The organism is Engelhardtia mirabilis (genome assembly GCF_007748095.1).
Taxonomy (GTDB): Bacteria; Planctomycetota; UBA1135; order UBA1135.
The window spans coordinates 2,095,312-2,119,331 of the sequence record NZ_CP036287.1 but is presented as its reverse complement, the minus strand read 5'-3'; the positions used below and the strand labels follow the sequence as shown (position 1 = coordinate 2,119,331).

Annotated in this window: 19 protein-coding genes and 2 pseudogenes; 4 read left to right on the top strand and 17 right to left on the bottom strand. The window is 67.6% G+C overall.

Annotated features, from left to right (window positions below; all coding sequences use genetic code 11):
- Positions 1–199: 199 nt before the first annotated feature.
- Positions 200–1,348, top strand: coding sequence for an Mrp/NBP35 family ATP-binding protein (locus Pla133_RS07685; RefSeq protein ID WP_145064335.1), 1,149 nt, complete (start codon positions 200–202; stop codon positions 1,346–1,348).
- A gap of 158 nt (positions 1,349–1,506) precedes the next feature.
- On the opposite strand, the gene fbp is transcribed toward Pla133_RS07685, so the two are convergent.
- The 3 genes from fbp to Pla133_RS07670 form a co-directional block, all read right to left on the bottom strand.
- Positions 1,507–2,478: a class 1 fructose-bisphosphatase gene (gene fbp, locus Pla133_RS07680; protein ID WP_145070777.1), complete on the bottom strand. Its 972-nt coding sequence runs from the start codon at positions 2,476–2,478 to the stop codon at positions 1,507–1,509.
- A 111-nt stretch (positions 2,479–2,589) separates the two neighbouring features.
- Positions 2,590–3,153, bottom strand: a complete 564-nt coding sequence (locus tag Pla133_RS07675; RefSeq protein WP_145064334.1) for a DUF4136 domain-containing protein — start codon at positions 3,151–3,153, stop codon at positions 2,590–2,592.
- 80 nt (positions 3,154–3,233) lie between these two features.
- A complete protein-coding gene (locus tag Pla133_RS07670; protein WP_145064333.1) occupies positions 3,234–3,413 on the bottom strand; it encodes a hypothetical protein in 180 nt (59 codons plus the stop codon).
- Positions 3,414–3,777: 364 nt separating this feature from the next.
- Between Pla133_RS07670 and Pla133_RS07665 the strand changes: the two genes are divergently transcribed.
- Complete coding sequence (locus Pla133_RS07665; protein ID WP_145064332.1) at positions 3,778–6,069, top strand: EAL domain-containing protein; 2,292 nt, start codon at positions 3,778–3,780, stop codon at positions 6,067–6,069.
- Between the two features lie 44 nt (positions 6,070–6,113).
- Here the strand turns inward: Pla133_RS07665 and Pla133_RS07660 are convergent, their stop codons facing one another.
- On the bottom strand, positions 6,114–7,538 hold the full coding sequence (locus tag Pla133_RS07660; RefSeq protein WP_145064331.1) for a diguanylate cyclase: 1,425 nt from the start codon (positions 7,536–7,538) through the stop codon (positions 6,114–6,116).
- A gap of 175 nt (positions 7,539–7,713) precedes the next feature.
- Between Pla133_RS07660 and istA the strand changes: the two genes are divergently transcribed.
- Together istA and istB are read left to right on the top strand one after the other, a co-directional pair.
- Complete coding sequence (gene istA / locus Pla133_RS07655; protein ID WP_145061394.1) at positions 7,714–9,309, top strand: IS21 family transposase; 1,596 nt, start codon at positions 7,714–7,716, stop codon at positions 9,307–9,309.
- Complete coding sequence (gene istB / locus Pla133_RS07650) at positions 9,293–10,042, top strand: IS21-like element helper ATPase IstB (RefSeq protein WP_145061396.1); 750 nt, start codon at positions 9,293–9,295, stop codon at positions 10,040–10,042. Before istA ends, istB begins: the two co-directional genes overlap by 17 nt.
- Positions 10,043–10,252: 210 nt before the next feature.
- Here istB and Pla133_RS26075 read toward each other — a convergent pair.
- From Pla133_RS26075 to Pla133_RS07585, 13 genes and pseudogenes are all read right to left on the bottom strand, one after another.
- A pseudogene (locus tag Pla133_RS26075) lies at positions 10,253–10,783 on the bottom strand (HDOD domain-containing protein); the annotation flags it as partial.
- Positions 10,784–11,524: 741 nt separating this feature from the next.
- A complete protein-coding gene (locus tag Pla133_RS07640) occupies positions 11,525–11,713 on the bottom strand; it encodes a hypothetical protein (protein ID WP_145064329.1) in 189 nt (62 codons plus the stop codon).
- Between the two features lie 129 nt (positions 11,714–11,842).
- A pseudogene (locus Pla133_RS07635) lies at positions 11,843–13,080 on the bottom strand (ISL3 family transposase).
- Positions 13,081–13,581: 501 nt separating this feature from the next.
- Positions 13,582–13,992 (bottom strand): hypothetical protein, encoded by a 411-nt coding sequence (locus Pla133_RS07630; protein ID WP_145064328.1) that lies wholly within the window; start codon positions 13,990–13,992, stop codon positions 13,582–13,584.
- A gap of 550 nt (positions 13,993–14,542) precedes the next feature.
- Positions 14,543–16,120, bottom strand: a complete 1,578-nt coding sequence (locus Pla133_RS07625) for a hypothetical protein (RefSeq protein ID WP_145064327.1) — start codon at positions 16,118–16,120, stop codon at positions 14,543–14,545.
- Positions 16,121–16,125: 5 nt separating this feature from the next.
- Entirely contained in the window at positions 16,126–17,580 is a 1,455-nt protein-coding gene (locus tag Pla133_RS07620; RefSeq protein ID WP_145064326.1) for a hypothetical protein, read from the bottom strand.
- The gene (metF, locus tag Pla133_RS07615; protein ID WP_145064325.1) at positions 17,561–18,439 is read right to left on the bottom strand and encodes a methylenetetrahydrofolate reductase [NAD(P)H]; all 879 of its coding nucleotides are present in this window, start codon (positions 18,437–18,439) and stop codon (positions 17,561–17,563) included. Before metF ends, Pla133_RS07620 begins: the two co-directional genes overlap by 20 nt.
- The gene (locus Pla133_RS07610; protein ID WP_419192222.1) at positions 18,436–18,867 is read right to left on the bottom strand and encodes an acyl-CoA thioesterase; all 432 of its coding nucleotides are present in this window, start codon (positions 18,865–18,867) and stop codon (positions 18,436–18,438) included. The genes metF and Pla133_RS07610 overlap by 4 nt, the downstream gene beginning before the upstream one ends.
- A complete protein-coding gene (locus tag Pla133_RS07605) occupies positions 18,864–19,664 on the bottom strand; it encodes a creatininase family protein (RefSeq protein ID WP_419192221.1) in 801 nt (266 codons plus the stop codon). The genes Pla133_RS07610 and Pla133_RS07605 overlap by 4 nt, the downstream gene beginning before the upstream one ends.
- A 10-nt stretch (positions 19,665–19,674) precedes the next feature.
- Positions 19,675–21,267 (bottom strand): benzoate-CoA ligase family protein, encoded by a 1,593-nt coding sequence (locus Pla133_RS07600; RefSeq protein WP_145064323.1) that lies wholly within the window; start codon positions 21,265–21,267, stop codon positions 19,675–19,677.
- 76 nt (positions 21,268–21,343) lie between these two features.
- Complete coding sequence (locus Pla133_RS07595; protein WP_145064322.1) at positions 21,344–22,225, bottom strand: serine/threonine protein kinase; 882 nt, start codon at positions 22,223–22,225, stop codon at positions 21,344–21,346.
- Between the two features lie 169 nt (positions 22,226–22,394).
- Positions 22,395–22,742: a (2Fe-2S) ferredoxin domain-containing protein gene (locus Pla133_RS07590; protein ID WP_145064321.1), complete on the bottom strand. Its 348-nt coding sequence runs from the start codon at positions 22,740–22,742 to the stop codon at positions 22,395–22,397.
- Between the two features lie 157 nt (positions 22,743–22,899).
- Complete coding sequence (locus Pla133_RS07585) at positions 22,900–24,012, bottom strand: glycosyltransferase family 4 protein (RefSeq protein ID WP_419192220.1); 1,113 nt, start codon at positions 24,010–24,012, stop codon at positions 22,900–22,902.
- Positions 24,013–24,020 lie beyond the last annotated feature (8 nt).

The window sequence follows — 24,020 nt, the reverse complement described above, 5'->3', positions numbered from 1 at the left end:
GACGCGACGAGGGCAGGCGACTCCCCATTGGCCGCCTCGCGGCTTGGGACGACGCTGGGCGCCGCCGCTTCCCCGAAAGCCGCCCACGCCAGCCCGGTCGCCTTGTCGGGCACTGGCCGCCGGCCTACAGTCCTGCGCCCAAAACGCTGCGCTGCGACCCCGCTCCTGCCTGGCAACCCGCTCCCGAGCCCTTCCCCAAATGACCGCCACCAAAGACCAGATCCTCGCCGAGCTGGCGAAGATCATCGACCCCGACCTGGGGCGCGACATCGTCAGCCTCGGCTTCATCACCAAGGTCGCCGAATGCGACGGCATCGTCGGCGTGACGATCAACCTGACCACGCCGGCCTGCCCGGTGAAGGATCAGATGAAGGCCAAGGCCGAGGACCTGATCCGCGCCCTGCCCGGCGTCAAGCAGGTCAACGTGGAGATGACCGCGGAGGTGCGCGGCCAGAAGGAGACGCGCCCGATCGCGCCCGAGGTCAAGCACATCATCGCCGTGTCCTCGGGCAAGGGTGGCGTGGGCAAGAGCACCGCGACGATCAACCTGGCGGTGGCGCTGGCCCAGACCGGTGCCAAGGTCGGCATCGTCGACTGCGACGTCTACGGCCCCGACGTGCCGATGATGATGGGCCTCAAGGGCGAGCCGCAGACAACGCCCGATCGCAAGCTGATCCCCAAGGAGCGGCACGGGGTCAAGACCATGTCGATCGGCTACCTGTTGGCCGACGAGAAGCCGGTGGTCTGGCGCGGACCGATGGTCCACAAGCTGATCGAACAGTTCCTCTCCGACGTGGAGTGGGGCCAGCTCGACTACCTCCTGGTCGACATGCCCCCGGGCACGGGTGACGCGCAGCTCAGCTTGGCGCAGATCGTGCCGCTGACCGGTGCGGTGCTGGTCACGACGCCCCAGGCCGTGTCGACCTTCGACGTGGGCAAGGCGATCGGGATGTTCGCCCAGGTCGGGGTGGAGATCCTCGGCATCGTCGAGAACATGGCCGGCTATGCCGTCGAAGGCCGAATCGAGGGCGCCGGCGCGGGCCAGAAGGTCTCGATCCGCACGGGCCTCGGGAACCTCGAGGTCGCCACCGACGCCGAGGGCATCTTCCGCACCGTGGTCGACGTCTTCGGCTCCGGCGGAGCGCAGGCCCTGGCCGACAAGCACGGCTTCCCGGTGCTCGGTCGGATCCCGCTCAACCCGATCGTGCGCCTGGGCGGCGACGGCGGCGACCCGGTGATCATCGCGGACCCCGATGCCCTCGAGGCGCGCATCTTCCGCGAGATCGCCGGCAAGCTGGCCCAGCGCGTGGCCGTGCGTGAGTTCTCGGAGCTGCCGATCCTGCAGTAGCGGGCGGCGCGGGCGTACCGGGCGTACGGTGGCGGGACCATTTGTCCCACGCAGCGGGCCCCCAGCATCGCCGACGGCGATGCTGGGGGCCCGCTGCGTGGGACAAATGGTCCCGCCACCGTACGCCCGGTACGCCCGCGCCGCCGCCCGCCCGCTCGCTACAGGAAGCTCACCACCCGGTCGACCTCGTCCGCGCTGCCCATCACGACGCTCGTGCGCTGGTGCACCTCGGTGGGCTCGATCTCCATCAGGCGACCCGCTCCCGCCAGGGCCTTGCCCCCCGCCTGTTCCATCAGCATCGCCATGGGGTTGGCCTCGTACATCAGGCGCAGCTTGCCGTTCGGGGCCTTCTTCGTCGGCGGGTACAGGAACACGCCGCCCTTGAGCAGGGTGCGGTGGACATCCGCCACCATCGCCCCGGCGTAACGCGACGAGTAGCCGTTGTCCTGGGCCCAGTCCAGGTAGCGCTGGTAGCCCTCGGGGAACTGCTTGCGGTTGCCCTCGTTGCAGGAGTAGGTCTTGCCGGTCTGGGGCACGCGCAGGTTCGGCTCCACCAACAGGAACGCGCCGATGCTGGGGTCGAGCACGAACATCTGCACGCCCGAGCCCGTGGTCAGCACGAAGACCGTCGACGAGCCGTACAGGATGTAGCCGGCCGCCGCCTGCTGCACCCCGGGCTGCAGCACCGAGGCGGTGGCGCTCGGCGCGCGACGGTCGTGGCGCAGGATCGAGAAGATCGTGCCCACGCCCCCGGCCACGTCCAGGTTCGACGAGCCGTCGAGGGGATCGAACAGCACGCAGTAGCGCCGCTGGCCGCTGGGATCGTCGCGCATCACCAGGGGCTCGTCGTTCTCCTCGGAGGCGACGATCGCCACGCCCTCGCGGTTGCCGAGGGCGCGGATCAGCACCTCGTTGGCGATCACGTCGAGCTTCTGCTGCTGCTCGCCCTGGACGTTGTCCGAGTCCAGGGCGCCGAGCACGTCCTCGAGCCGGGCCCGACGCATCTTGGAAGCGATGATCTTGGCCGACACCGCCAGGGCCGAGAGGATCCAGGAGAAGGTCCCCGAGGCGCCGGGGTGCTTGAACTCCTCGGCCAGGATGTGACTTTGGAGGGTGGTGATCTGCCGCAGGTCGGCGGCGGCCCGGGGGGTGCTGGTCGCGGTCATGGCGGCAGAGATTATCGGCCGACGAGCCCCGGGTCGTGAGTTCAGTGCAAGTCCGCGCTCACCGCGATCCCACTCTCACCGACTGCCGAGGGGCAGCTCGGCGACCATCCGCGCGGCCAGCTCGCGGATCCGCGCCACGCGCTGCTCCAGGGGCATCGTGCGGGAGGCCATGCCCGTCAGGGCGCCACGCCAGAGCAGGTCTCCGGTCAGCCCGTCCGCCGCCAGGACGACGATCGAGCCCTTCGCGCGGCCTTCGGAGGGCTCGGTGACCCAGTCGCTGGAGAGGCCGAAGCGATCGGGCATCTCGTCCGGCTTCAGCTCCTCGTCCAAGCCCACCACGTAGGCGATTCGCAGGGTCGCGGCCTCCGACGAGATGCGCCGCCAGCGCCGGTCGACCATGGCCGCGTCGAAGGCCTCGCGGAAGGCCTGGTCCACGGCCTGGCGCTCGGAGTCCACCGACCAGCGGACTCCCGAGCCGCGGGCGAAGGAGTAGGTCCCGCTGGCCGGCAGGGCGATGCCCGCCTTCTGGATCGAGCTGACCGTGACCTCGCCGATCTCCTCCAGCTGTCCGGAGGTCGAGCTGCACGCCCCGAGGAGGAGGGCAAGGGTCGCGAGGACGCAGGCTTGGAGTCTGTTCACGGTCGGCACCAGTTGGAGAGGATCGCGGGGGGCGCCAGCACGATACGAACATCGCAGCCCCGCGGGCGCCGGGGACTCGATCAGGGCCGCAGGGGCCAGGTGAGCTCGCGCCCCCCGGCGGGCGAGCGCAGCTGCTCGCGACCGCTCGGCAGGCTGACCCGATCGAAGGGCCGCCCGGTGAAGGGATCCGTGCGCGAGGCGAGGCTGGCGGCCAAGGCCGGCTCGCCACCCCTCAACCCGGCCAGGGCACAGAGCATCATCCGCAGGCTCCTAGCCAGGGCCGCCCTGAACCGGCGTCAGCGACTCGACCACCCCTCCGGCCCGCCCACAACGTCCTCAAAGACTGGCGGATGAACTACTGTCCCATGCGCCCCATTCCTCGCTGGGTCCGTTCCGCCGGCCACGTATCCAGCCGGCGGAAGGGCTGGTGCTGCGGGGAGTCTAGCCATCTGACAAGCAACCCCAGGACCCACGCCCCCTCTCGAGGCCCTGGACCGAAGATGGGGAGCAGAGCACGCGGCCGAGCGTCCAAGGATTTCGTAGCCCAAACTGGGGGGCTGCGCAATTCGCGCTACCCTTGCGGTAGCCCGCTTGCAGGAACCCGAAAGCCATAGGGAGCTGAGCATGAATGAGCGCTACTTCGCGCTGCTTATTGGAGTTAACCGGTATGTCGATCCACAACTGCCCCCCCTGAGTTTTGCCGAGAAAGACTGCTCCGATCTACGTGACGCATTAGGAGATCCAGCCGGGGGCTGCTTCCATCCATCCAACATCGAACTCTTGCTTGGCGAGGACGCGACCACCGACGCTGTAGAGACGGCTCTACATCGAACTGTAGTCAGTCAACGCCAAGCGGGCGACACGGTTCTTGTCTACTTTTCGGGGCATGGATTCACTCGTGACATTGGCGGCCGCAGGCACGCGTACATTGCCACGCACGACGTTTCAATCCGATCCCTCCTGACGAATCCGCAGCGCGGCCTTCGAATGGACTTCCTCCATCGTGAGATATTGCTACAGGGGGCAGCAGATCGAGTGATCTGTATTCTGGACTGCTGCAATAGCGGGTCCATTGTCCCCGCACCGATTCGCGACACAAAGTCTGGGTCCGACGGAGTTCTCTACGCACCTGCAGCGACCCTCCGTCGATCAGCCGATCAGACCGGCACCGACCTGGTTGACCGAGGCTTCCTGGCCGACGGAACCGGGCGCATTGCCCTTGTCGCGTGCCCCCATGATGCGGTCTCAAGGGAGAGTCCCTCACTCGAGAACGGCGTGTTTACACACTTTCTTATTCGCGGGCTGCGGGGTGCCGCATCAGAGATCGACACCGGCGAAGTCACCGTCGATAGCCTCCTGGCTCATGTCCGCACATCGACTCCAGCCGATCAGCCTCCGGGCCGCTATGGTCAAGATTTTGGAAGGATTGTCCTCTCCCGTCCGGGAACAGGGAGGACTGATCCATCAACTGCGCCAATTCGATTCCAAATCTCCAGCGAGCGAGCTCCAGGTGACGCGCCAGCTGTGACGCCGCTCAGTCACCACCTCGACTCCTCACTGAGTTTCTGCACGAGATTCAGAGGCGAGCTCGACCGGGCGTCTGCTGAACAAGGCGCTAACCTTGATGCAGTTATCTTGCGTGCACTATCCGCCTGCGCTGGTGCTTCCCTAACCTTCATTCTGCGCGAGGAACGGGAGACGTGGGCCGTACGAGGTCGGAGCCCGAACGACGTCGCGGAAGGCAACCGAGGAAGCCTGCTTGAGGGCGCTGTCCGCGCAATCGGCCCTAGCCTTGAGAATGGAACTCTATTCTCACGATTCCAGCACGGAATCATCGCTCGGCATCCCGACAAAGGCGAGGTGCTCGGTGTCCCGCTAACCAGCCAGAACCCGCGAGAGGCTGCGATCCTATGCTCGAAGGAAGCAGAATTCGGAATCAAGTCCGACTGGCTCGGCCGTCTCGTTCAGGCAGTGTACGAATCGAGCAGGCAGCTTACGTCTATCAACCCAGCTCTCATCGAAGGCCACGCCCTCGACCAGCTCAAGTCCACCTACGGATTCCTACCGAAGCCACACATTGATAGGCGCTTTGAGCTGTTCACGGACCGCCTTAATGAACTCATCATCCACTTCGAACCAATTGTCCGCCTCAGCCCGACGGAGCTTCATATTTGCGGATGGGAAGCGCTTGCGCGTGATCCACTGTCCCTCGTCGCCCCAACTGACCTATTCGAAGCCGCAAAACTTTGGGGTGTGGATTTCTCTACCGAGCTCGACCTCAAGCTCTTGAGGAAGGCGGTGCAGTCATATCGAGAGGCCCGATCGGCGACCAGGGATCAACGGCGCCCTGAGGATGTTCAAGATCTCTCAGTAAACGTATTTGCCTCCACACTAAATCGAGCAGCCTACGAAGATGCGCTTGAAGACATCCTCGCTGACGGCCTGATCCTTCCCGAGCGCCTAATTCTTGAAATATCCGAAAGCACTCAGATACCAATGGCGGGGGCCGACCGCGGCGAAACCCTGGCTCGATTCCGGATTAGACTTAGTGAGTTCGTGGCGCGATTAGGCGTCAGCTTTGCAATCGACGACTTCGGAGTCGGCGAAGGTTCGATCGAGAGGCTAACCGGCCTGTCTCCAGAGTGCGTAAAGGTCGACCGAAGCGTCCTTCAGAATAGGTTTGCTGCCGCGACGATCCAGTTTGTACTGCAATTGGCGGGTCAAGAGAGGCTTCGACCTGCAAGAGTGATAGTTGAGGGCGTCGACGGTGAGAGCCTATTGGGAATCGAGGACCTGTACGCTCTCGGTGTCCGATACATCCAGGGCTACGTCGTTCGACGGGCAGCGGCAACCCTGGGCCGGCTAGACAGGGAAGTTGCAGAAGCCCTGATGGTGCGATTGCGGAATGGAGAGTGACGTATCCGGGCTGTGCTGCCTCACCTGCGGCCGCGCCAACGCTCTCAATCAGTGCTCGAATGCGACGCGATGGTGACTCGATTGCGCCCGAGCTCTTTGGACGAGTAAAGGGCTCCATCGGCCATGCGTATAAGATGCTCAATGTCGAGGATTCCCGGCTCGTACTCGGCCACGCCGACGCTGACCGTTACGTTGCGCCTGAACCTGCCAAACTCGACCACGTTCTCTTCTACGGCCGATCGCACCCTCTCGGCAGTGTGGGTGGCCACATCGATCGCGGCGCCCGGGCAGATCACCAAGAACTCCTCCCCGCCCATGCGCGCCGCCAGGTCCTGACGCCGCAGGGACTGCCGGAGGACCCGGGAGGTCTCCTGCAGCACGACGTCGCCGACGTCGTGGCCGTAGTCGTCGTTGACCCGCTTGAAGTGATCGATGTCGAGGGCCACGACCGAGATCGACGTGTCCGTATCCATGGCGTGCTTCCAGGTGCGCTCGAAGTGCGCCATGGCGCAGCGCCGGTTCGGCAGCTTGGTCAGGAAGTCCGTGTTGGCGGCCTCCTTGAGCTGCCGGTTGAGGCGCGTCATCTGTATGGCGTTCTTCATGTGGATCTCCTGGTCGCGCTCGACCTGCTCCTGCAGGCGCACCAGGCGGATCCCCGCCCGCAACCGCGCGAGCAGCACCCGCGGGATGAAGGGCTTGGTGATAAAGTCGTCTGCGCCCGCCTCGAAGCCCTCGAGGACCAGCTCTTCGTTGCTGTCGCCGGTCAGAAGCAGTATGTAGATGCGCTTGCCGAAGCGCGAGCGGCGCAGAGCCATGCAGAGGTCAAGCCCGTTCAGGTCGGGCATGTTCAGGTCAGTGACGATCACCTGCGGGCGCAGCTTCAGGGTCACCGCCAAGGCTTCGCGACCATTGCGGGCCGTGTGGACCTCGTGACCAGCTTCCTTCAGGTGCCGGACCAGGCCCCGGAGCGAGAGGGGGTCGTCGTCCACCGCCAGCACGCGCACCGGCGGTTCGAAGGGCTCGACCACTCTATTACCGGACAGCTGCTTGTTGCCGGACAGCTGCTGCTCAAGGTTGGCCGAGCGCACCCGTTCTGCCATATCCTCGGTGGGCAGCTTGAGCACCGCGCCCCATTCGACCCAGTCGGCGACGACCTCGTCGCAAAGCTCCGCCAGGTCGATGTCACAGGCGTAGAGACGGCGACGCAGCAGGTTGAGCTGCTCGAGCAGGGCCGGATCGGCCTGGCGTCCGGCCACGCAGTAATTGGCTATGATCGAGCCGTCCACCAGCACCTGGAGGAGCTGCATCGAGCTCTCGTCCAGCAGGTCTTCGCCGGTCTCGTCCTCCAGATTCATGACCACGTCCTGGAAGCGCTCGGGGAGCCCCCAGTCGGCCATCAGGTACGCGGCGACCTTGCTGTTGCAGCTCGGGGTATCAAGTCCACCTGTAGCCCGGCCAAGCTGGTCCACCCCGGCGGCGGGGTGATGGGCGGGTGAGATCGGCCAGGCTGGTCCACCCTGGTTCGGCCAAGCTGGTCCACCTCAGCTCGGCCAAGCTGGTCCACCGCCGCCAGTCCCGAAGGTCCTCCCGCCGGTCTACTGACCGCCCTCATCCTCTTCGGCTCCCACGAGCCAAGGAGGATGGATGGGCGCCAGGAGGACCGACATGCACAGACTTCAGGAGATGCTCCGCCTGCACAGGCTGGGGCAGGGATCGCGAGGGATCGCGCGACAGCTGCACATTGGGCGGGACACGATCCGTGCCTACATGCGCGCGCTCGCTACGGCGGGGCTGCTCGAGGGCGCGCCTAACGAGCTGCCCGACCTCGATCAGCTGCGAGCGGCAGTCGAGGAGCACGTCCAGTCGAGGCAGGCGCCGCAGCAGCGCTCCTCGGTCGAGCGGTGGGTCGCGACGATCGAGCGGCTGCGGAAGAAGGGGGCCGGGCCGAGTGCGATCCACGACTGGCTACGCCTGAACGAGCCGGACTTCGACGGCAGCCTCTCGGCCATCAAGCGTCTGGTGCTGCGACTCGCCGACGCGGAGGGTCCCAAGCCGACGGACGTAGCCATCTCCGTCGAGACGACCGCGGGCGAGGTGGCCCAGGTCGACTTCGGCTACGTCGGGAAGCGCTACGACCCCGAGCGCGGCGTCTTGCGCAAGAGCTGGCTCTTCGTGATGACGCTCGGCTGCAGCCGCCACATGCACACCCAGATCGTCTTCGACCAGAAGATCGAGACCTGGGTGAGGCTGCATGTCGAGGCGTTCGAGTACTTCGGCGGCGTGCCGCGCGTCATCGTGCCCGACAACTTGAAGGCGGCAGTGATTCGGGCCTCGTTCGGCGTGGACGGCGAACCCGTCTTGAACCGCACGTACGTCGAACTCGCACGCTATTACGGATTCCAGATCGACCCGACGCCGCCACGCGCGCCGGAGAAGAAGGGCAAGGTCGAGCGCGGAGTGCGCTACACGAAGGGAAACTTCTTCGCTACGCACGAGTCCGTCGACATCCACGAGGACCGGCGGGCGCTGCGGCGCTGGACGCTGGAGATCGCAGGGCGGCGCCGGCACGGGACGACTGGCCGCGCACCGCTCGAGTACTTCGAGGAGGAAGAGCGCGCTGCCCTGCTGAGCTTGCCGCAGTCGCGGTGGGAGCTCGTGATCTGGAAGAAGGCACGCCTGCATCGTGACAGCCACGTCCAGGTCGACGGCGCCTTCTACTCCGCGCCGTGGACCTTGCTGGGCCAAGACCTCTGGCTGCGCTGCACGACGCACTCGATTGTGATCTACGCCGAGGACTGCCGTCTTCACGCTCATTCGCGTGTGCCGCGCGGCAAGCGCAGCACGATCGAGTCGCATCTCCCCGAGCACCGCCGTGACCTCCGGCACCGCAGCCGCGAGCACTGGATCGTGCGTGCTCGGGTGATCGGTGAGGAGGTCGAAGTGCTCGCTGCCGCGATCTTCGACTCCGACGATGTGCTCTACCAGCTGCGCAAGGTGCAGGCGGTCGTCACGCATCTCGAGGGCTTTCCGCGCGAGCGCGCACGCGCGACGGCCAGACGCGCGCTGCACTTCGGCTGCCTCGAGTACCGCAGCATCAAGAGCATCCTCAAGCAGGGGCTCGACCTCGAGCCCCTGCCGGAGGAGTCCGGGCGAGCGTGGTCTCAGGGATCGATGTTCGCCCGCAACCCGAGCGAAACGCTCACAGCAATCCAGGAGAAGACCCATGGCGATCGCCGATGACCTCGTCCCCGTACTCAAGAAGCTCCGGCTCTCGGGCGTGCTTCAGACGCTCGACCTGCGCACGAAGGAAGCCGTCGATGCGGATCTCAGCCACTCCGAATTCCTCTTCCGCCTCTGCAGCGACGAGGTCGAGCGGCGCGACTCGAAGCAGCTCGAGATGCGCTTGCGACGCGCGACCTTCGAAACCACCAAGCGGCTCGACGACTTCGAGTGGTCCTTCAACCCGCAGATCCCCAAGACCAAGATCATCGACCTCGCGACCTGTGGCTTCGTCGCGAAGCAGGAGAACGTGCTGCTGATCGGGCCTGCCGGCGTCGGCAAGAGCCACATCGCCCAGGCGCTGGGAGAACGCGCTTGCCGCGCTGGCCACTCAGCGCTGTACACGACCGCCCACCGGATGCTCACCCAGCTGCGGTCGTCACGGGCCGACCAAGGCTGGGACAAGCGGCTCCTGCGTTACACAACGCCGGACGTGCTGATCCTCGATGACCTCGGCCTGCGGCCGCTCGAAGGTGACGAGCCGATCGACCTGTACGAGGTGATCCGAGCTCGCTACGAGCGGGGCTCGATCGTGGTCACGTCGAACCGCGCCATCGAGGAGTGGTACCCGCTCTTCCGCGACGACCTGATGGCCTCCGCCGCGATGGACCGCTTGCTCCACCACTCGCACGTCCTGGTGATGGAAGGGAGCTCCTACCGCAACCCGCCGACCAAAGGGCGCGAGGCTGTCTGATGCCCCGATCGAGGTGGACCAGCTTGGCCGAACTGGAGGATCTGTTTTTCCAGCCCCTCCTGGGCGCCCCTTTCTGGCGCTCCGAACCTCCCTTGCCGAGCACTCAATGACTGATTTCCGAGGGCACTGAGCTGGACCAGCTTGGCCGAACTGAGGGTGGACCTGACCAGCCGAACCTTGACACTTGCTGCGGTTGATGCGGAAGGCCTCGCCCTCGAGCAGCTTGAGATCGGTGCTGGGGTCCGCCGCCATGCGGTCAAGGATCTGGGCATAGTCCCCCGGGTGGGTGCTGGCCAGGGCTAGCTCGCCGATGCCCGCCATGAGGCCGCAGGTGAAGGCCTCGGCCGGGTCCGCGCGGCCCATCTCGCGGCTGAGCATGGACGCGGCGATCCCGCGTGCCAGGGACTTGGACCAGTAGCCGTCGTAGTCGAAGCGGGCACAGATGCCAGACCGGTTGCCGGTCACCAGGGTGAAACCCAGCGCGACCGTCGAAACCGTCTTCAGCCCCAGGCGCATCGAGGCCTCGTTGAGGTTCGAGATGGGACGACCGGTGGCGCCCTGCGCCGATCTCGCCAGCTTGACAATCCGACCGGTGAGGGCCGGGTCGGCCTCCATCGTCTCGATCAGCTCGACGATCGAGCAGTCCTCCCCTTGCGTGAGCGCGAGAATGCGCAAGCCGACGCCGCTAGGCGAGGGGAGGTGACCTGTTGCCTTCAGCTTCGCGAATTCCTTCCGAGACATTTGGTCAAGCCGAGTCGAGGATATCTTGCTGGGGGGGGCTGTCGATTACAGTCGCGTGGGTGATCCCGCCAATCAAGATCTACCACATAGCCCAATTTACAGCCGTTATCGTGATGTTGAGGCTTCAGATATGGAAAACTCTTCCCTGATGTTGCATTGTCCTGGCCTCACGCCGCCGGTGGAAGCCAATGAAGCAAGCGCCTGAGGTCTCGCTCGGCGTCGTCGCACCTGGCGAACGTGAGCACGAGGCGGCCGTGCGGACGGATGAAACGCGCGACACGCTCGATGAGTCGCTTGCGAACGGTATCGATTCGCTCCAACGCCCAAGGCATGCCCTCGTCGTCGTGTTCTTCGTTGTGCGCGACTGGACGGCCTGCATCTGCAGTTCGCGGCCCAGGGCGTGCGCGATGAGGTTGCAGAGCATGTAGATCTGGTTGCCGGTCTGCAGGCGCGACGGAGGTAGGCGAACGCGAGCTGGGACTTATCCTCGGCGCAGGTAGCCTCCTGCGAGCCGCGACCGTTGTGGAAGAGCAGCAGCGCCGCGTGCGACAGACGCTTGTTCGCCATCGCGATCTTGTACTCCAAGTCGCGCTCGACCGGCTCGAACAGGTCGAGTTGGATCCGAATCTGGCAAAGCTTGGCGACTCTTCGGCGATAGACAACGCAGCAGTAGGACCTCCGCGACTCCTTGCTCGGGCGCCACAACAAGACGAAGTAGCTCCACTCGTCGTTGATTCGCCACTAGAGCCGCCGGTCCTTGACGATCGCCTCGAGTTCGGAGATGCGTTCGAAGGGCACGCTCACCGGGAACTCGATCCCGGTCCCGTGCAGGCTGGAACAGGTCGCGTCGCTGTAGTGCGCGCCATCGATACGCAGCTCGAGCGCGCCCACGAATCCGGGTTCACGCTGGCGATCTTGGAGTTCCAGCATGAACTCTAGCGCGCCTCGGGTGTCGTGGCAGTTGCCTGCGCGATGCAGGATGTCGTACGCCTGGCCGGTCTGGGCCATGACGGCGAAGAGCGGGTAGTAGATGCGAGCGCACTTTTTTTCGAGGGGGATTCAGGGTTTGATGTGGGATGAAGGCTTGAGATCAAGCCCGCCGAGGTGGAAGTAGATCGCGTTCCGGAATCGCTCCCTGTTGCGGAATCCGCATGCCATGCGCTCCACGCGCTGGATCTTGGCGTTGACGGACTCGGCCACTCCGTTGGTCACGCCGAGGACGACGGCGTTGAGGATCCCGTAGAGGTGGTCGCTGACCATGCGAGCGACACGAACGATGTGGGGCAGCCTGGAGCGCCTCGCCCATGCCAGCCACTTGGTCCAGCCCTTCCTCGCCCAGGTCTTGCTCTGGTAGCTCCAGAGCCCCTTCGCCGCTTCGCGGATACTCCAGGCCCGAACCGTCTTGATGGCGACCCGCCGAACGGCCTCGAAGCTGCGACGGGTGGTGTCGCGCATGTCGCTCGCGTTCCGAAGCCACGTGTACTTCGTGCCAACGAGCGTTCGGTCTCTCTCGGCGAGGAACGCCTTGTGCTCTCCACGTCGAGTACGGTCGACGGCGTCGCCGAGATGCTGCGCGACGTGGAGTCGGTCGAAGCAGATCTTCTCGTCAGCTCGATGAAGGAAGAACTCTGTGGCCGCGATGTAGGGCTTCCACACGTCCATCGAGACGGCTCGATCTCCATCATCTCGGAGGGATCGAACTGATCGAAGAAGTTGCCGAGGCTCTCCTTCCGCCGATCGTCGGCGACGTACAGCACACCACCGGTGTCGATGTCGGTAACGACCGTCACGTACTCGTGGCGCTTCTGGAAAGAGGTCTCGTCCACAGTGATGCGACGAGGCGCGACATCCTCTCGACGCTCAAGACCTCTCTGGACGGCCCGCCGCATGATCCCGTCGACCTGGTTCCAGGAGATTCGCAAGCGGCGACTCACTGCCGCGATCGGCGCCTCGAGCAGCCAGCCGATGGCGTACGCCTCGAAGGCAGAGGTGAACCGCGAACCGGGGTCGCCCCAGGGAACGGCGACTTGCCTAACGCCATGCTCCGAGCAGCGAATGCGCGGCACCTGGGCGATGATCACCGTGCGGTACTCGCAGGTGTCGAGGTGACGCCACTTTCGCTCCCGTCGGTCGTGAACGCCGCACTCTCTCTTGCACTTCGGGCACGGCAGTCGAGCTCCCTGCCTCACCTCGATGGAGACCCTCACCTCCTCCTCTCCTGCGCCCAGATCGACGCTCGACACTCCCCAGGGTTCCTTCAGCCCGAGGACCTGGGCGTAGATCTCGCTGCTCTGCATCCGGGACAAGCTACTCCACCTGTCCAGGGCCGTCCCTGGGGGCCGGCAGGCAGCCATCCCACACGAGCCCCTGAAGCCCCGCCTTTTTCATCTATCGATCGACTTCATAAGCTTTGCTGCGTGCCCTTGGATCTCACCACCGGTTAGCTACCCTGACATCACGGCGAGCCAGCAATCCACTGGATGCTCGGGCCGCAGCGGCAGATCCGCGAGGATCGCGACTCGCAACTATGCAACAGCCGGGTCTTACCGCTCAGGCAAGTTGCAGCGGGGCGCCTCAAAGGCGGGCGATCCTGCAGAGATAGGATCACCCAGATGCTCCGGCCACGCGCCAACGCCAGAGATTACTCCGAAGTCGGCTTGCTGGAGGAGCATGTGAACGCGCGGCCATTCGAGCGTCGGCAAGGCACCGGCCTAGCTCAACGAAGGCTCTCGATACACTCCCGAGTGACCTCGTACTCACGGTCCGTATACGGACAAGAAGCGACACCGTCAGACCCGTCAAACCACGACCGCGCGGCCGATGGCGTGAAAGGCAATGGCCAAATAGGTAAGAACAATCAAAACGAGCTTTCCCCAGAAGAGGGTCGCAACGGGGGCGTCAATCCAAGCAGGCTTCTCAACCTCCTCGACCAAGACTCCCCTGACATGCCATTGACTACGCTCTTGGCGCCGCATCCATCCCCCAATCAGGGCAGACGCGACGGCATACTGAGCCACGTCGAACAAGAAGTAAAATGAGACCAAACCTAGGGCGAGGAGCAGGCTTGCGGGGAGCTGGACAGCTGGGAGCACACCCGAACCCTTGAAGACCCAACAGATCGCAACCGCTGCGAACCCGAGCTTTCGACAGTTCTCAGAGAGAGCCTCTGTGTACTCCCGGTACTGCTCCCAGACTTCGGTGCTCTTCATCGAGATTCTGTTGTCCCCGGAGAAACGCCGCGTGTCCCCGGATTGTTCGTAGGGGCTGGCTTAGGACGACTTGGGCGGGCGGGCTTCGGGGGCTGGGCGGCGGGCGGAGACGTTGAGTCGCGGGAATCTGCGTGCTGGGTCATTGCTGTTCCAATTTCTCTACGAGTGGGATGACTATCCGGGCCTGTCCGCGCGGCTCCCCCATGGCTCCGAGTCGACGGCACAAGGTGGGTGGCCGCACCGCGGCCGCTTGGTACGTTTGACTGGCCATGCTAGCCGCATCGAGCCGTGGCGGCGAGTCCCAGATCGGGCGGCGTTCTGGTTGAGCTTGGTCTCTTAGTTTCAAGAACAGGAGTGGGCTTGTCACAAGGGGGATCGCCAGCGCCGCCGCGCAGCTCGCGTTGCTGCCGCGACGTCGGTGCATGGCCGCGCCCGACGAACATCCCGACGCGGCAGGCCGATGCCACTCGAGGACCGAGCGCAATTCGCGCCGGCTCACGGACTCGTGGCGAGAGGCATTGGAGCCGCGCTCGGCCCGGACTGGACCCGGTCAGGGCCGGGGCAGGGTCCAGTCGAGCGACCGGCGCCACCTGCGAACCCCCTCCGGCTCGGAGACGGCCAGTCCGGCCGAGTGGAGCGTGGTGATCCCCGCGCCGTCGTCGAGCCGCTCGAATTCGAAGCCGGTCAGGGGATCGACGTGCTCCGCGAGCGAGGCCTCGAGGGCCCGCTCGCCCCCCTCTCGCCAGTCCAGGGCGCACAGGGCCATGCGGCGGAGCGCTTCCACCTCGGCTCCATTGACCGCCAGGTCGCAGAGCTCGTCACCCCGCGTCGGCGCCCAGAGCCAGACCACGGGCTCGAGCTCGAGGTCGGGCAGGTCCACGATGCTCCCGGGGCGAAAGAGCTCGAGTCCCGCCGACTGCAGGGCCGCGCTCGCGCGATTGGCGTGGGCCAGGAAGCGCCCGTGGTTGCCCAGGGCCCGCAGCCTGCGCCACGGGGCGAAGCCGCCGCCGAGGGCGCGCGCGGCGTGATCCTCGCGGTACTCGCCCAGCAGTTCGTCCGCGCCCAGGTCCCCGCGCAGCAGGCGACAGCCCCGATGACCCAGGACCCGTTCGCCCTCGACGGCGCGCCGCACCTCGCGGGCGAGGTCGAGGCTCGCCAGGCGCGCGCTCTCGGCCGCGAGGGCGTCGCCGTCGAGCCGGCCTTGGTAGGACTCGAGCGCGTTCAGATAGAAGCGCAACAGCACCAATCGCAACCCGAGCCCCTCGCCCACGGGCGAGTCCTCGAACAGGCCAGCCATGGACCAGCGCCGATCGAGCTCCGCCGCGGCGAGCCCGGGGAACGACCCCTCGCCCGCCTCCACGGCCGCGAGCGCGGTCGCCAGCGTCAACCACGCATCGAGCGACACGACTCCCGTCAGCGCGCGCCCGTCCGCGAAGGCACCCAGGCGCTCTTGGTCGGCGAAGATCGCCCTCCAATCGGGCGCGGCCGGCTGGCCGAACTCGTGGACCACGGCGGCCAAGGGCCGCAACTCGAGCAGGGCCAGGCGCAGCAGGTCCGCGTCGATCGAGTCCTCTGCCGGCACAGTCCCGCGGTCGCGAAGGGTGTAGGCGATCGCGTAGACATTGGGAAGCTCGAGCTGCTGCCCGAGGAAGACCACGGGCCCCTCCCCCAGGCGCTCCGCGATCGAGGCGGCGAGGGCCGAGGTCGCGCTGGGGACGGTCGGCCGCAACTGCGGAAGCGGATCTTCGTCGGGGAGGTAGCCGAGATCGTCGAGGTCACCGACCAGGTCGCCGAGGGCCTGCTCGATGCCCTCGACCTGGGCCTCGGTCAGGACCAGCGGCTCGTCCACTTGATCCCACGGGTACGGGGGACCGGCGAGCAGGTCGGCGAGGCTCGGGCAGGCGCCCTGCGCCATCCGCAGCGCCCGGTCGAACTCGACGTAGGGTCGCCCAGCGCCCACCGGCTCGCGGAGCAACTCGTCGATCGTCATCGCCTGGCCCGAGCCGCGCCACCCATCGAGGGCGCGGCTGACCCGCGCGTGCTCGCGCCACAGGACGAGCGACGGCAGACCGACGGCGAGCGCGACCACCGCCAGGAGAACGACTCGGCGGCGTGAGCTGGGATTCATGGACATCAGCGTCCCCACAAGGGCCAACGGGAATCGCGACCGCCGCTGGCCGCGCTCATGCCCGCCGCCAGGAGCATCTCGCCCGACGGCCCCCTCGGGGTCCGCGCGAAGGTCGAGCCGTCGTGGGGGTCGGGATGGCGCAACAGTGCCTCCGCCAGCCCAGCCTCACCATCGAGCGCGTGGGCGAGACCGCACAGGGCCAGGCGCCGGCGGGTCTCAGTCGCGACCAGAGCTTCGGCCATCCTGGAGTAGCTGGCCCCGAACAGCGGCTCCCACTCGGAGACCCAGCGCGAGCGGGTCGGCAACGGGAGCTCAGTCAAGTCCCCGTCCAGGTGCGCTTCGAGCCCGCAGGCATCGAGGCGCTCCAGGGCCTCGGCCGCGCGCTCGAGGAACAGGCGGTGGGAGGCCAGACTCCGCAGCCAGTCGAGCCCGCCTCGGCCCTCGAGGAAGATCCGCGCCGTGTGTCCCGGCGGGTAGCTGTCGATCAGGTCGTCGGGCTCGAGCAGCCCGCGCATCAGTCGGTACACGTGGTGGCCCAGGACCCGCTCGCCGCACAGCACCGCGCGCAGCTCGGCCCGCAGATTCACGGCGGCCAGATTGGCCCTCGCTCGCTCGAGGTCGCTGCGAGCCAGCACGGGCCCGCAGACAGCCACCGTCGTCAAGTAGCGCTCGAAGCCGAGCAGACGGAGCATGAAGCTGTTCCCGAAGGGCAAGCCGCGCAAGCCCTCGATCAGGTTCCAGAGTCGCTCGAGGTCCGCGGCCGGGTCGCCGCCGGTAATCGCCGCATCCGTCGCCCGCAGCGCCAGTCCCTGGGCGAGTTCGACGTAGAAGTAGAGCCCTGGCTCGAGGGGAAAGCCGGTCTTCGACTCGCTCTGGGCCAAGCCGACGATCGGATCGAGGGGCGCGACGGGCTCCAGCCGGTCGTAGGCGGCCAGCACGGGCTCCGATTCGAGCAGGGCCAGTTGCACGAGCAGGTGCTCCGCGCTGTCGGACGCGGGAAGTGCCAGGGTCCGCTCCAAGCCGCTGTAGGCCGCGCCCAGGTCGCCGTAGAACTCTCGGCCGAAGACCTGCTCGATCTCGCCGAAGCCAACCTCAGCGGCGCGGGCCACGAGCCCCGCAGCCCGGGCGGACAGACCCTCGCCCTCGCCACCCGGCGCAAGGGATGCCGGGTAGTCGTAGATCAGGTCGGTGATGATCGGCCGCTCGCCGTCGGCCCGGCGCAGGGCCGCGTCGAATGCGAGGAAGTCCGAACCGACGCCTTGGTCCGCGCGCCGCAGGTCGTCGAAGGTGGCCGGATCGCCGCTGGCGTGCCAACGTTCGGTGGCACGCTCGATCGCAGCCGCCTCCGTGTACACGACGGCGCCGGAGGCCGCGGCCAAGAGGCCCAGGACCGTCGCTCCCCAGCGCCCCACTCGCCGCCAGAAGCGCGGCGCGCGGTCCTCAGCGCGTACGGAGTCCACGCAGGGCCGCCAGGATCGAGCGTGTGGCGTAGCTCTTGTTGAGCGTGTAGAAGTGCACGCCGGGCGCGCCGCCCGCGATCAGGTCGCGGCACTGCAGGATCGCGTGCTCGATGCCGATCGCCATCACGGCGCCCGGATCGTCGGCCACGCGCTCGAGACGCCCGAGCAGCGCCTCAGGGATCTGCGCGCCGCACATCTTGGTGAAACGTTGGATCTGCTTGACGTTGGTGATCGGCATGATCCCGGGCACGATCGGGACCTCGATCCCCATCTTGCGCGCGCGCTCGACGTACTCGAAGTAATCGCGGTTCTCGAAGAAGAGCTGCGTCGTCAGGTGGCTGGCGCCGGCGGCGACCTTCTGGCGGGCGTAGTCCAGGTCGTCGGCGCGGGTCTTCGACTCCGGGTGGCACTCGGGGTAGCAGGCGCCGCCGATGCAGACGTCGAAGTTCTGCTGGAGGAAGCCCACCAACTCCGAGGCGTAGCCGAAGCCCCCGCTCGTGCGCGTGAACTCGGTCTCGCCCTTGGGCGGATCCCCGCGCAGGGCCAGGATGTTCTCGACCCCGGCGTCCACGAGCTGCTGGACGATGGTCTTCAACTCGGCGGCCGTGTGCCCGACGCAGGTCAGGTGGGCCATGGCCGTGATCTTGAGCTCGTTCTGGATCCGAGCGATCGTCGCCAGGGTCGTCTCGCGCGTGGACCCGCCGGCACCGTAGGTCACCGACACGAAGTCCGGCGTGTGCATGTCGCGCAGCTCGGCGACGGTGCTGACCAGCTCCTCGACCGCTTCCGGCGTCTTGGGCGGGAAGAACTCGAAGCTGAAGACGGGGGCTCCCAGCCCGTGCATCTGGCTGATTCTCATTGGTCGTCGGCCCCTTCGAGCAACTGGTTGAACTTGGCGCGGTACTCGTCCTTGAAGGGGAAGCTCTCCAGCGTGTCGAGGTGCACGCAGACGGTGGTCATGCGCGCGTCGACGCAGACCTTGTCCCCCACCTCGTAGCGGTAGCGCAGCCCCAGGGAGGACTGGCCGACCTTGAAGGCGGTGACCTTCACGATCGGACGGTCGCCGAAGTAGAGCGGGTTCTTGAAGTCCACCTCGGAGTGCACGAGCGGGAACCCGATGCGCTTCTCGCGGATCAGGTAGTAGTAGCGCTCGCCCACGTGGATGTCCCAGACCTCCTCGAAGGCGGCGTGGATGAAGTTGTAGATGCGCGGGTAGTAGACGATGCCCGCCGGATCCACGTCGCCGAAGCGGACCTGCTGCTGGCAGGTGAAGATCTGGCCACTCATCGGTTCGACTCCGCCGCCCGCTCGAACAGGTCGGGCCATCGTTCGCGGACCGTGACGCAGACCATCTCGGCCAGGGCGTCGATCAGCTCACGCCCCTCGGCCGCCGTGGCCGCCGCCGGATCGCCGCAGTAGGCGTCGACCGCACCCACTTCGCGGAAGCTCTGGGCGCCCGCCTGCATCTTCTCGACCAGGTCGACCTGCACCGACGGCAGGGACTTCTGGGCCTCGGCGCGCACGCCGCCGGGGTCCGCGGCCAGCACGATCGAGGTCTCGTACTGACCGGCGTGGCAGTCGCCGCTCTGGAACTCGGCGCCCAGGGTCCCCGCCCAGCGGCGGCGGGTGTTGTCGGGGAAGACCACCACGGCCTTCTCCGCCCGCGGCTCGGCGTAGTCCTTGGCGATCCCGCGCAGCACCTTGATGTGTCCGGGCTCCAAGTGCGCGTTGCAGAGCACCACGCGCCGCACGCCCTGCTCGGAGAGGGAGTCGACCAGGTCCTCGAGCACCGCCCACAGGGTCCCCGGCCGCAGGGTCACGCGCCCCTCGAAGCCGTCGGTGAAGAAGGTCACGCCGTAGTTGACCGGCGGCAGCACGATCGCCGACACGCCCTGCTCGACCAGCAGCTCCGCCGCCCGCATGGCCTGGGCGTCGGCGATGGTCACGTCCACGTCCAGGGGCAGGTGCGGCCCGTGGGGTTCGGTCGAGCCCACCGGCACGATCGCCACCAGGTCGGGTCCGAACAGCGCGCGGGCTTCGGGCCAGGTGCGCCGAGTCAGGCGCAGTTCGTCGTTGCCGGTCAAATTGCGCCGATCAGGGTTGGAAGCTGCGCGCCTCGTCGACGAGCACGCGGCGGGCGATCTTGCCGCGGTCGTTGCGCGGCAGGTCTTCGCGCCAGCAGAACCAGCGCGGGTACTTGTAGGGCGCCAGGGTCGCCTTGAGGTGCGAGACCAGCTCGGCCGCCAGCTCGTCGTCGCCGGACACGCCGGCCACGGGCACCACGTAGGCCAGGGGCTTGACCAACTCGTCGTCCCCCTCGCGCCCGACCACGCAGACCTCGGCCACGGCGTCGTGGGTGAGCAGCGCGTTCTCGATCTCGAGCGGCGAGACCCAGATGCCGCTGACCTTGATCAGGTCGTCGCTGCGGCCCTCGTAGTAGAAGTAGCCCTGCGCGTCGCGCCGGAACACGTCGGCCGAGGTGCACCAATCGCCCTGGAAGGTCTCGATCGACTTCTTGCGGTCGCCCCAGTAGCAGATCGCGGTCGAGCCGCCGCGCACGCGCAGGCGCCCGGGTTCGTCGTCGCCGAGCACCTGGCCCTCGGGGTCGATGATCTGGGCCTCGTAGCCCTCCACCAGTCGCCCCAGGCTCCCCGCCTTCACGTCGCCCGGTCGGTTGGTGATGTAGATGTGGAACATCTCGGCCGAGCCGATGCCGTCCAGGATCTCCACGCCGGTGCGCTCCTTCCACTCGCGGTAGAGCTCGGCCGGCAGGGCCTCCCCCGCCGAGAGGGTCGCGCGCAGGGGCCCGAAGTCCAGCTCCTCGATGCGCGGCGAGCGCAGGAGGTTCGAGAACATGGTCGGCACCCCGGTCAAGAGCGTCGGCCGGTGCACGGCGATCTGCTCCAGGAGCTCGTCCACGGTCGAGCGCCCGGGGAACAGCACCGCGCAGCCCCCGAAACGCAGGGGGAACATGAGGTTGGTCCCGGTGGCGTAGCCGAAGAACAGCTTCGGCACCGAGAGGCACACGTCGTCGGGCCCATAGCCCACTACGTGCTTGGCGTAGGTCTCGGTCGAGAAGGCGAAGTCGGCTTGGGTGTGGACGCAGGCCTTGGGCTTGCCGGTCGAGCCCGAGGTGAAAAGCCAGCCGGCCAGGTCGTCGGGCCCGGTGGGCTCCACCTCGGCCGCGACGCCGGTCGCGTCCTCGGCCTGCAGGGCGTCCTCGAAGGAGGTGTACTCGCGGGAGTGCCCGCCGACCACCCACAGCTCCTTGCAGTGCCGCGCGGCCTCGAAGGCCGGGGCCAGCTCGTCCAGGTACTCGGCGTGGCCCACGACCACGCGCGCCTTGGTGTAGTCGAGGTAGTAGCGCAGGTCCTCGCGCTTGAGCAGCGGGTTGACCATGGCGAAGACGCCCCCGGCCCGCAGGATGCCGAAGAAGGTCTTCGCGAACTCGATCCCGTCGGGCAGGGCGATCAGCACCCGGTCCTCGGGGCGCACCCCAGCCCGCCGCAGGGCCGCCGCCACCTGGCAGGAGCGGTCGATCAGCCGCCCGTAGGTCCGCAGCTCGTCGCCACAGCGCAGGGCCACCTTGCCCTCGCGGCCCTCGTCGAGGCGCTCGTCGAGGAAGTAGCTCGCGAGGTTGAAACGCTCGGGCCAGGGGCCCGGGATCAGGTCGGATTGGGTCTGCATCGCCTGCCTCGGCGGTCAGAGCGTAGTGGACCCGTGGGCGAGCGCAAAGGGCGGGCAAGGGCCCGCCGAAGCTGCCTCAGCGGGCGCAGGCGGCCAGCCGGTCGCGGAACTCGCGGGCCGAGGCGTAGCGGCTGTCCAGGTCGGCGTAGAGGCCGCCGGCGATGGCCGCCTCCAGCGCGGGGTCGACCTCGATCCCCGGCGCTCGCGAAGCGATCGACGGGGGCTTGCGCTCGAGCTTGGCCTGGAAGACCTCGAGGAAGGACTTGCCGGCCCAGGGCTGGGCACCGGAAACCAGCTCGAACAGCAGGGTCGCGACGTTGTAGAGGTCCGACTGGACCGTCGGCGGGTCGCCGCCGAACTGCTCGACCGGCGCGTAGTAGGGCGTCCCGATCAGCGCCGTGCGCTCGCCCAGGTCCTTGGCGGTCCACAGGCCGTGGGTCGTGCCGCCGTCGACCAGTTGGGCCGACCAGCCGGACTTCCCACCTTCAAGCGCTTGCACGAAGACCGTGGTCGGCTTGACGTCGCCGTGGACCAGGCCGTGGCCGTGGATCTCACCGAGGCCGTCCAGCAACTGCAGGCCGAGGTCCACCACTTCGCCGGCCTCGACCCGCTCGCCCTTGCCCACGCGGTCCCGCAGGCAGACGCCCGCGGGCAGGTCGTGGATCAGGAACAGGCTCGACGACCCCAGGGGCAGGACCTCTCGCAGGGCCTGCACGTGGGGCGAGTCGACCCGACGCCAGGGCTCCCAGCTCGAGGCGAATTCGCGGGCCTCGCGCTCGCCGTCGAACAGGCTCGACGGGAAGAACTGCATCTCGCGCGGCTCTTGGCTGGCGAGGTCGAGCACCTCGAATGCGACCGACAGCCCACCCTGACGGTTGGCCTTGACGATTTCGAAGCGGTCGGCGAGACGCTTGCCGGGAACGAGGTCTCCGATCTCGGAGATTGACTGGAAGACCATGGGGGGCTCCTGCGCTGGCGACGGTTGGGGTAGGGGGACGTCGCGGAGGTACGAGCCTAGCGACCCCGAGCCGCGGGGCCGAGTCAAAGCCGGATCCGTCGCTCGCCTCGGGCCGCCGACACGGGCCGCGCGTCCAGGGTCCGAGGGTCTTGGCGCGACCCTTCCGGCGCTACGCGGAGGGCCGCTCGATGCCGGTCAGCTGGTCGTCGGGGATCACCAACCGCTGGACGGGCTCGCCGCGCACCAGGTGGCTGTCGACGATCTCGTCCACGTCGGCCAGGGTCACGCCCCCGTACCAGACCTCGTCCGGGTAGACCACGACGGTGACGCCCCGGTCGCACTGGTCGAGGCAGCCGGCCTTCTGGGCACGAACGACGCGTTTGAGTCCACGCTCGAACGTCGCCGCCTTGAAGGCCGCGGCGATCTCCTCACCACCCTTCGAGGCACAGCAGCCCCGGGGGCTGCCATCCGGGCGACGGTTGGTGCAGACGAAGAGGTGACGTTCGAACTTGGCCATGGTCGGGGGGAGGGCACGGTCGGGGGGAGGGCACGGTCGGGGGGAGGGCACGGTCGGGGGCAGGGCACGGTCGGGGGGAGGGCACAGTCCGGGGAAGACGCAGTCGGGGGCTCGCACGAAGCCGGCGGACGAAGATCGGCCTGACGAGGCCGAGCGCTCACCCATGGTAGGCGGGTGCCAGCGCCGCTCGAAGAGAGGAGAGGTCGTGGAACTCGATCGCCCGCTGGCGCGCCGCTCGACCGAGCCGGGATCGCACCTCGGGCTCCGCCAGGGCCCCGAGCGCCTCCGCGTAGGCCGACGGGTTGCCGGGCGCGACCAGGTGCGCCGCCTCCCCCACCAGGCCACGCAGCCCACCGGGGTCGACGGCCACCGCGGCCCGGCCGCTGGCCATGGCTTCGATCAACGCGAAGGGGACCAACTCCGCCTCGCAGGCGAAGGCCACCACGTCGACCATCGCGTACCAGCTCGGCACGTCCAGGACTCGGCGTCGCACGTGCATCCAGTGCAGACCCCGGGCGCGCTCCACCAGTGCTGCGCGCTGCGGGCCGTCGCCCACGAACTGAACGGCGACGTCGAGGCCGCGCTCGCGCAGCTCGGCGATGGCGTCGAGCACGAGGCCCGTGTCCTTGTCGTCGGTGGCCCGCAGGAGGCAGCCGACCAGCAGGGTCTGAGGCCCGATGCCCCGACTCGAGCGCCAGGCCGAGGGCTGGGCCCCGGGCCGGAAGCGCCCGAGGTCGACCGCCGCCAGCCGCAGCTCGACCTCCGCGCCGAGCCGACTCCAGGCCTCGGCCAGCTCCGGCGACGGCGCGATGAGCCTGTCAGCCGAGCGCAGGTCCCGGCGCAGGGCCCGCCGAGCGACGAAGCCCAGCTCGGTGGGCGGCGCTTCGTTGAGGGTCGCGAGGAGCGCGAGACCGGCACCCGCCCGCCGCGCGCGCGCTCCCAGGCGCAGGGTCGCCGTGGAATGGGTGTGCAAGCTCCGCGCTCCCCTCGAGGCGGCCAGGTCCACCAGACGCTGGGCGGCGGCCCGCTCGCCCAGATCGAGCGCCGGCAGGAAGTGCACCGGGGTCGCGGGCGCCGCAAAGTCCACGTCGACGTCCAGCGGCCGTCCCGCCAGGACGATCTCGTCGCCCATCCCATCCATGCGCGCATGGCGCACCAGCTCGATCGCCGAGCGTGCGATACCGCCGACCCCCATGTGGTCGAGCAGGTGCAGCGCGCGGGCGGCGGCCAAGGGTGAGGGCCCCGCCGTCGAGGTCGAGCTTCGAGTCATGACGGGAC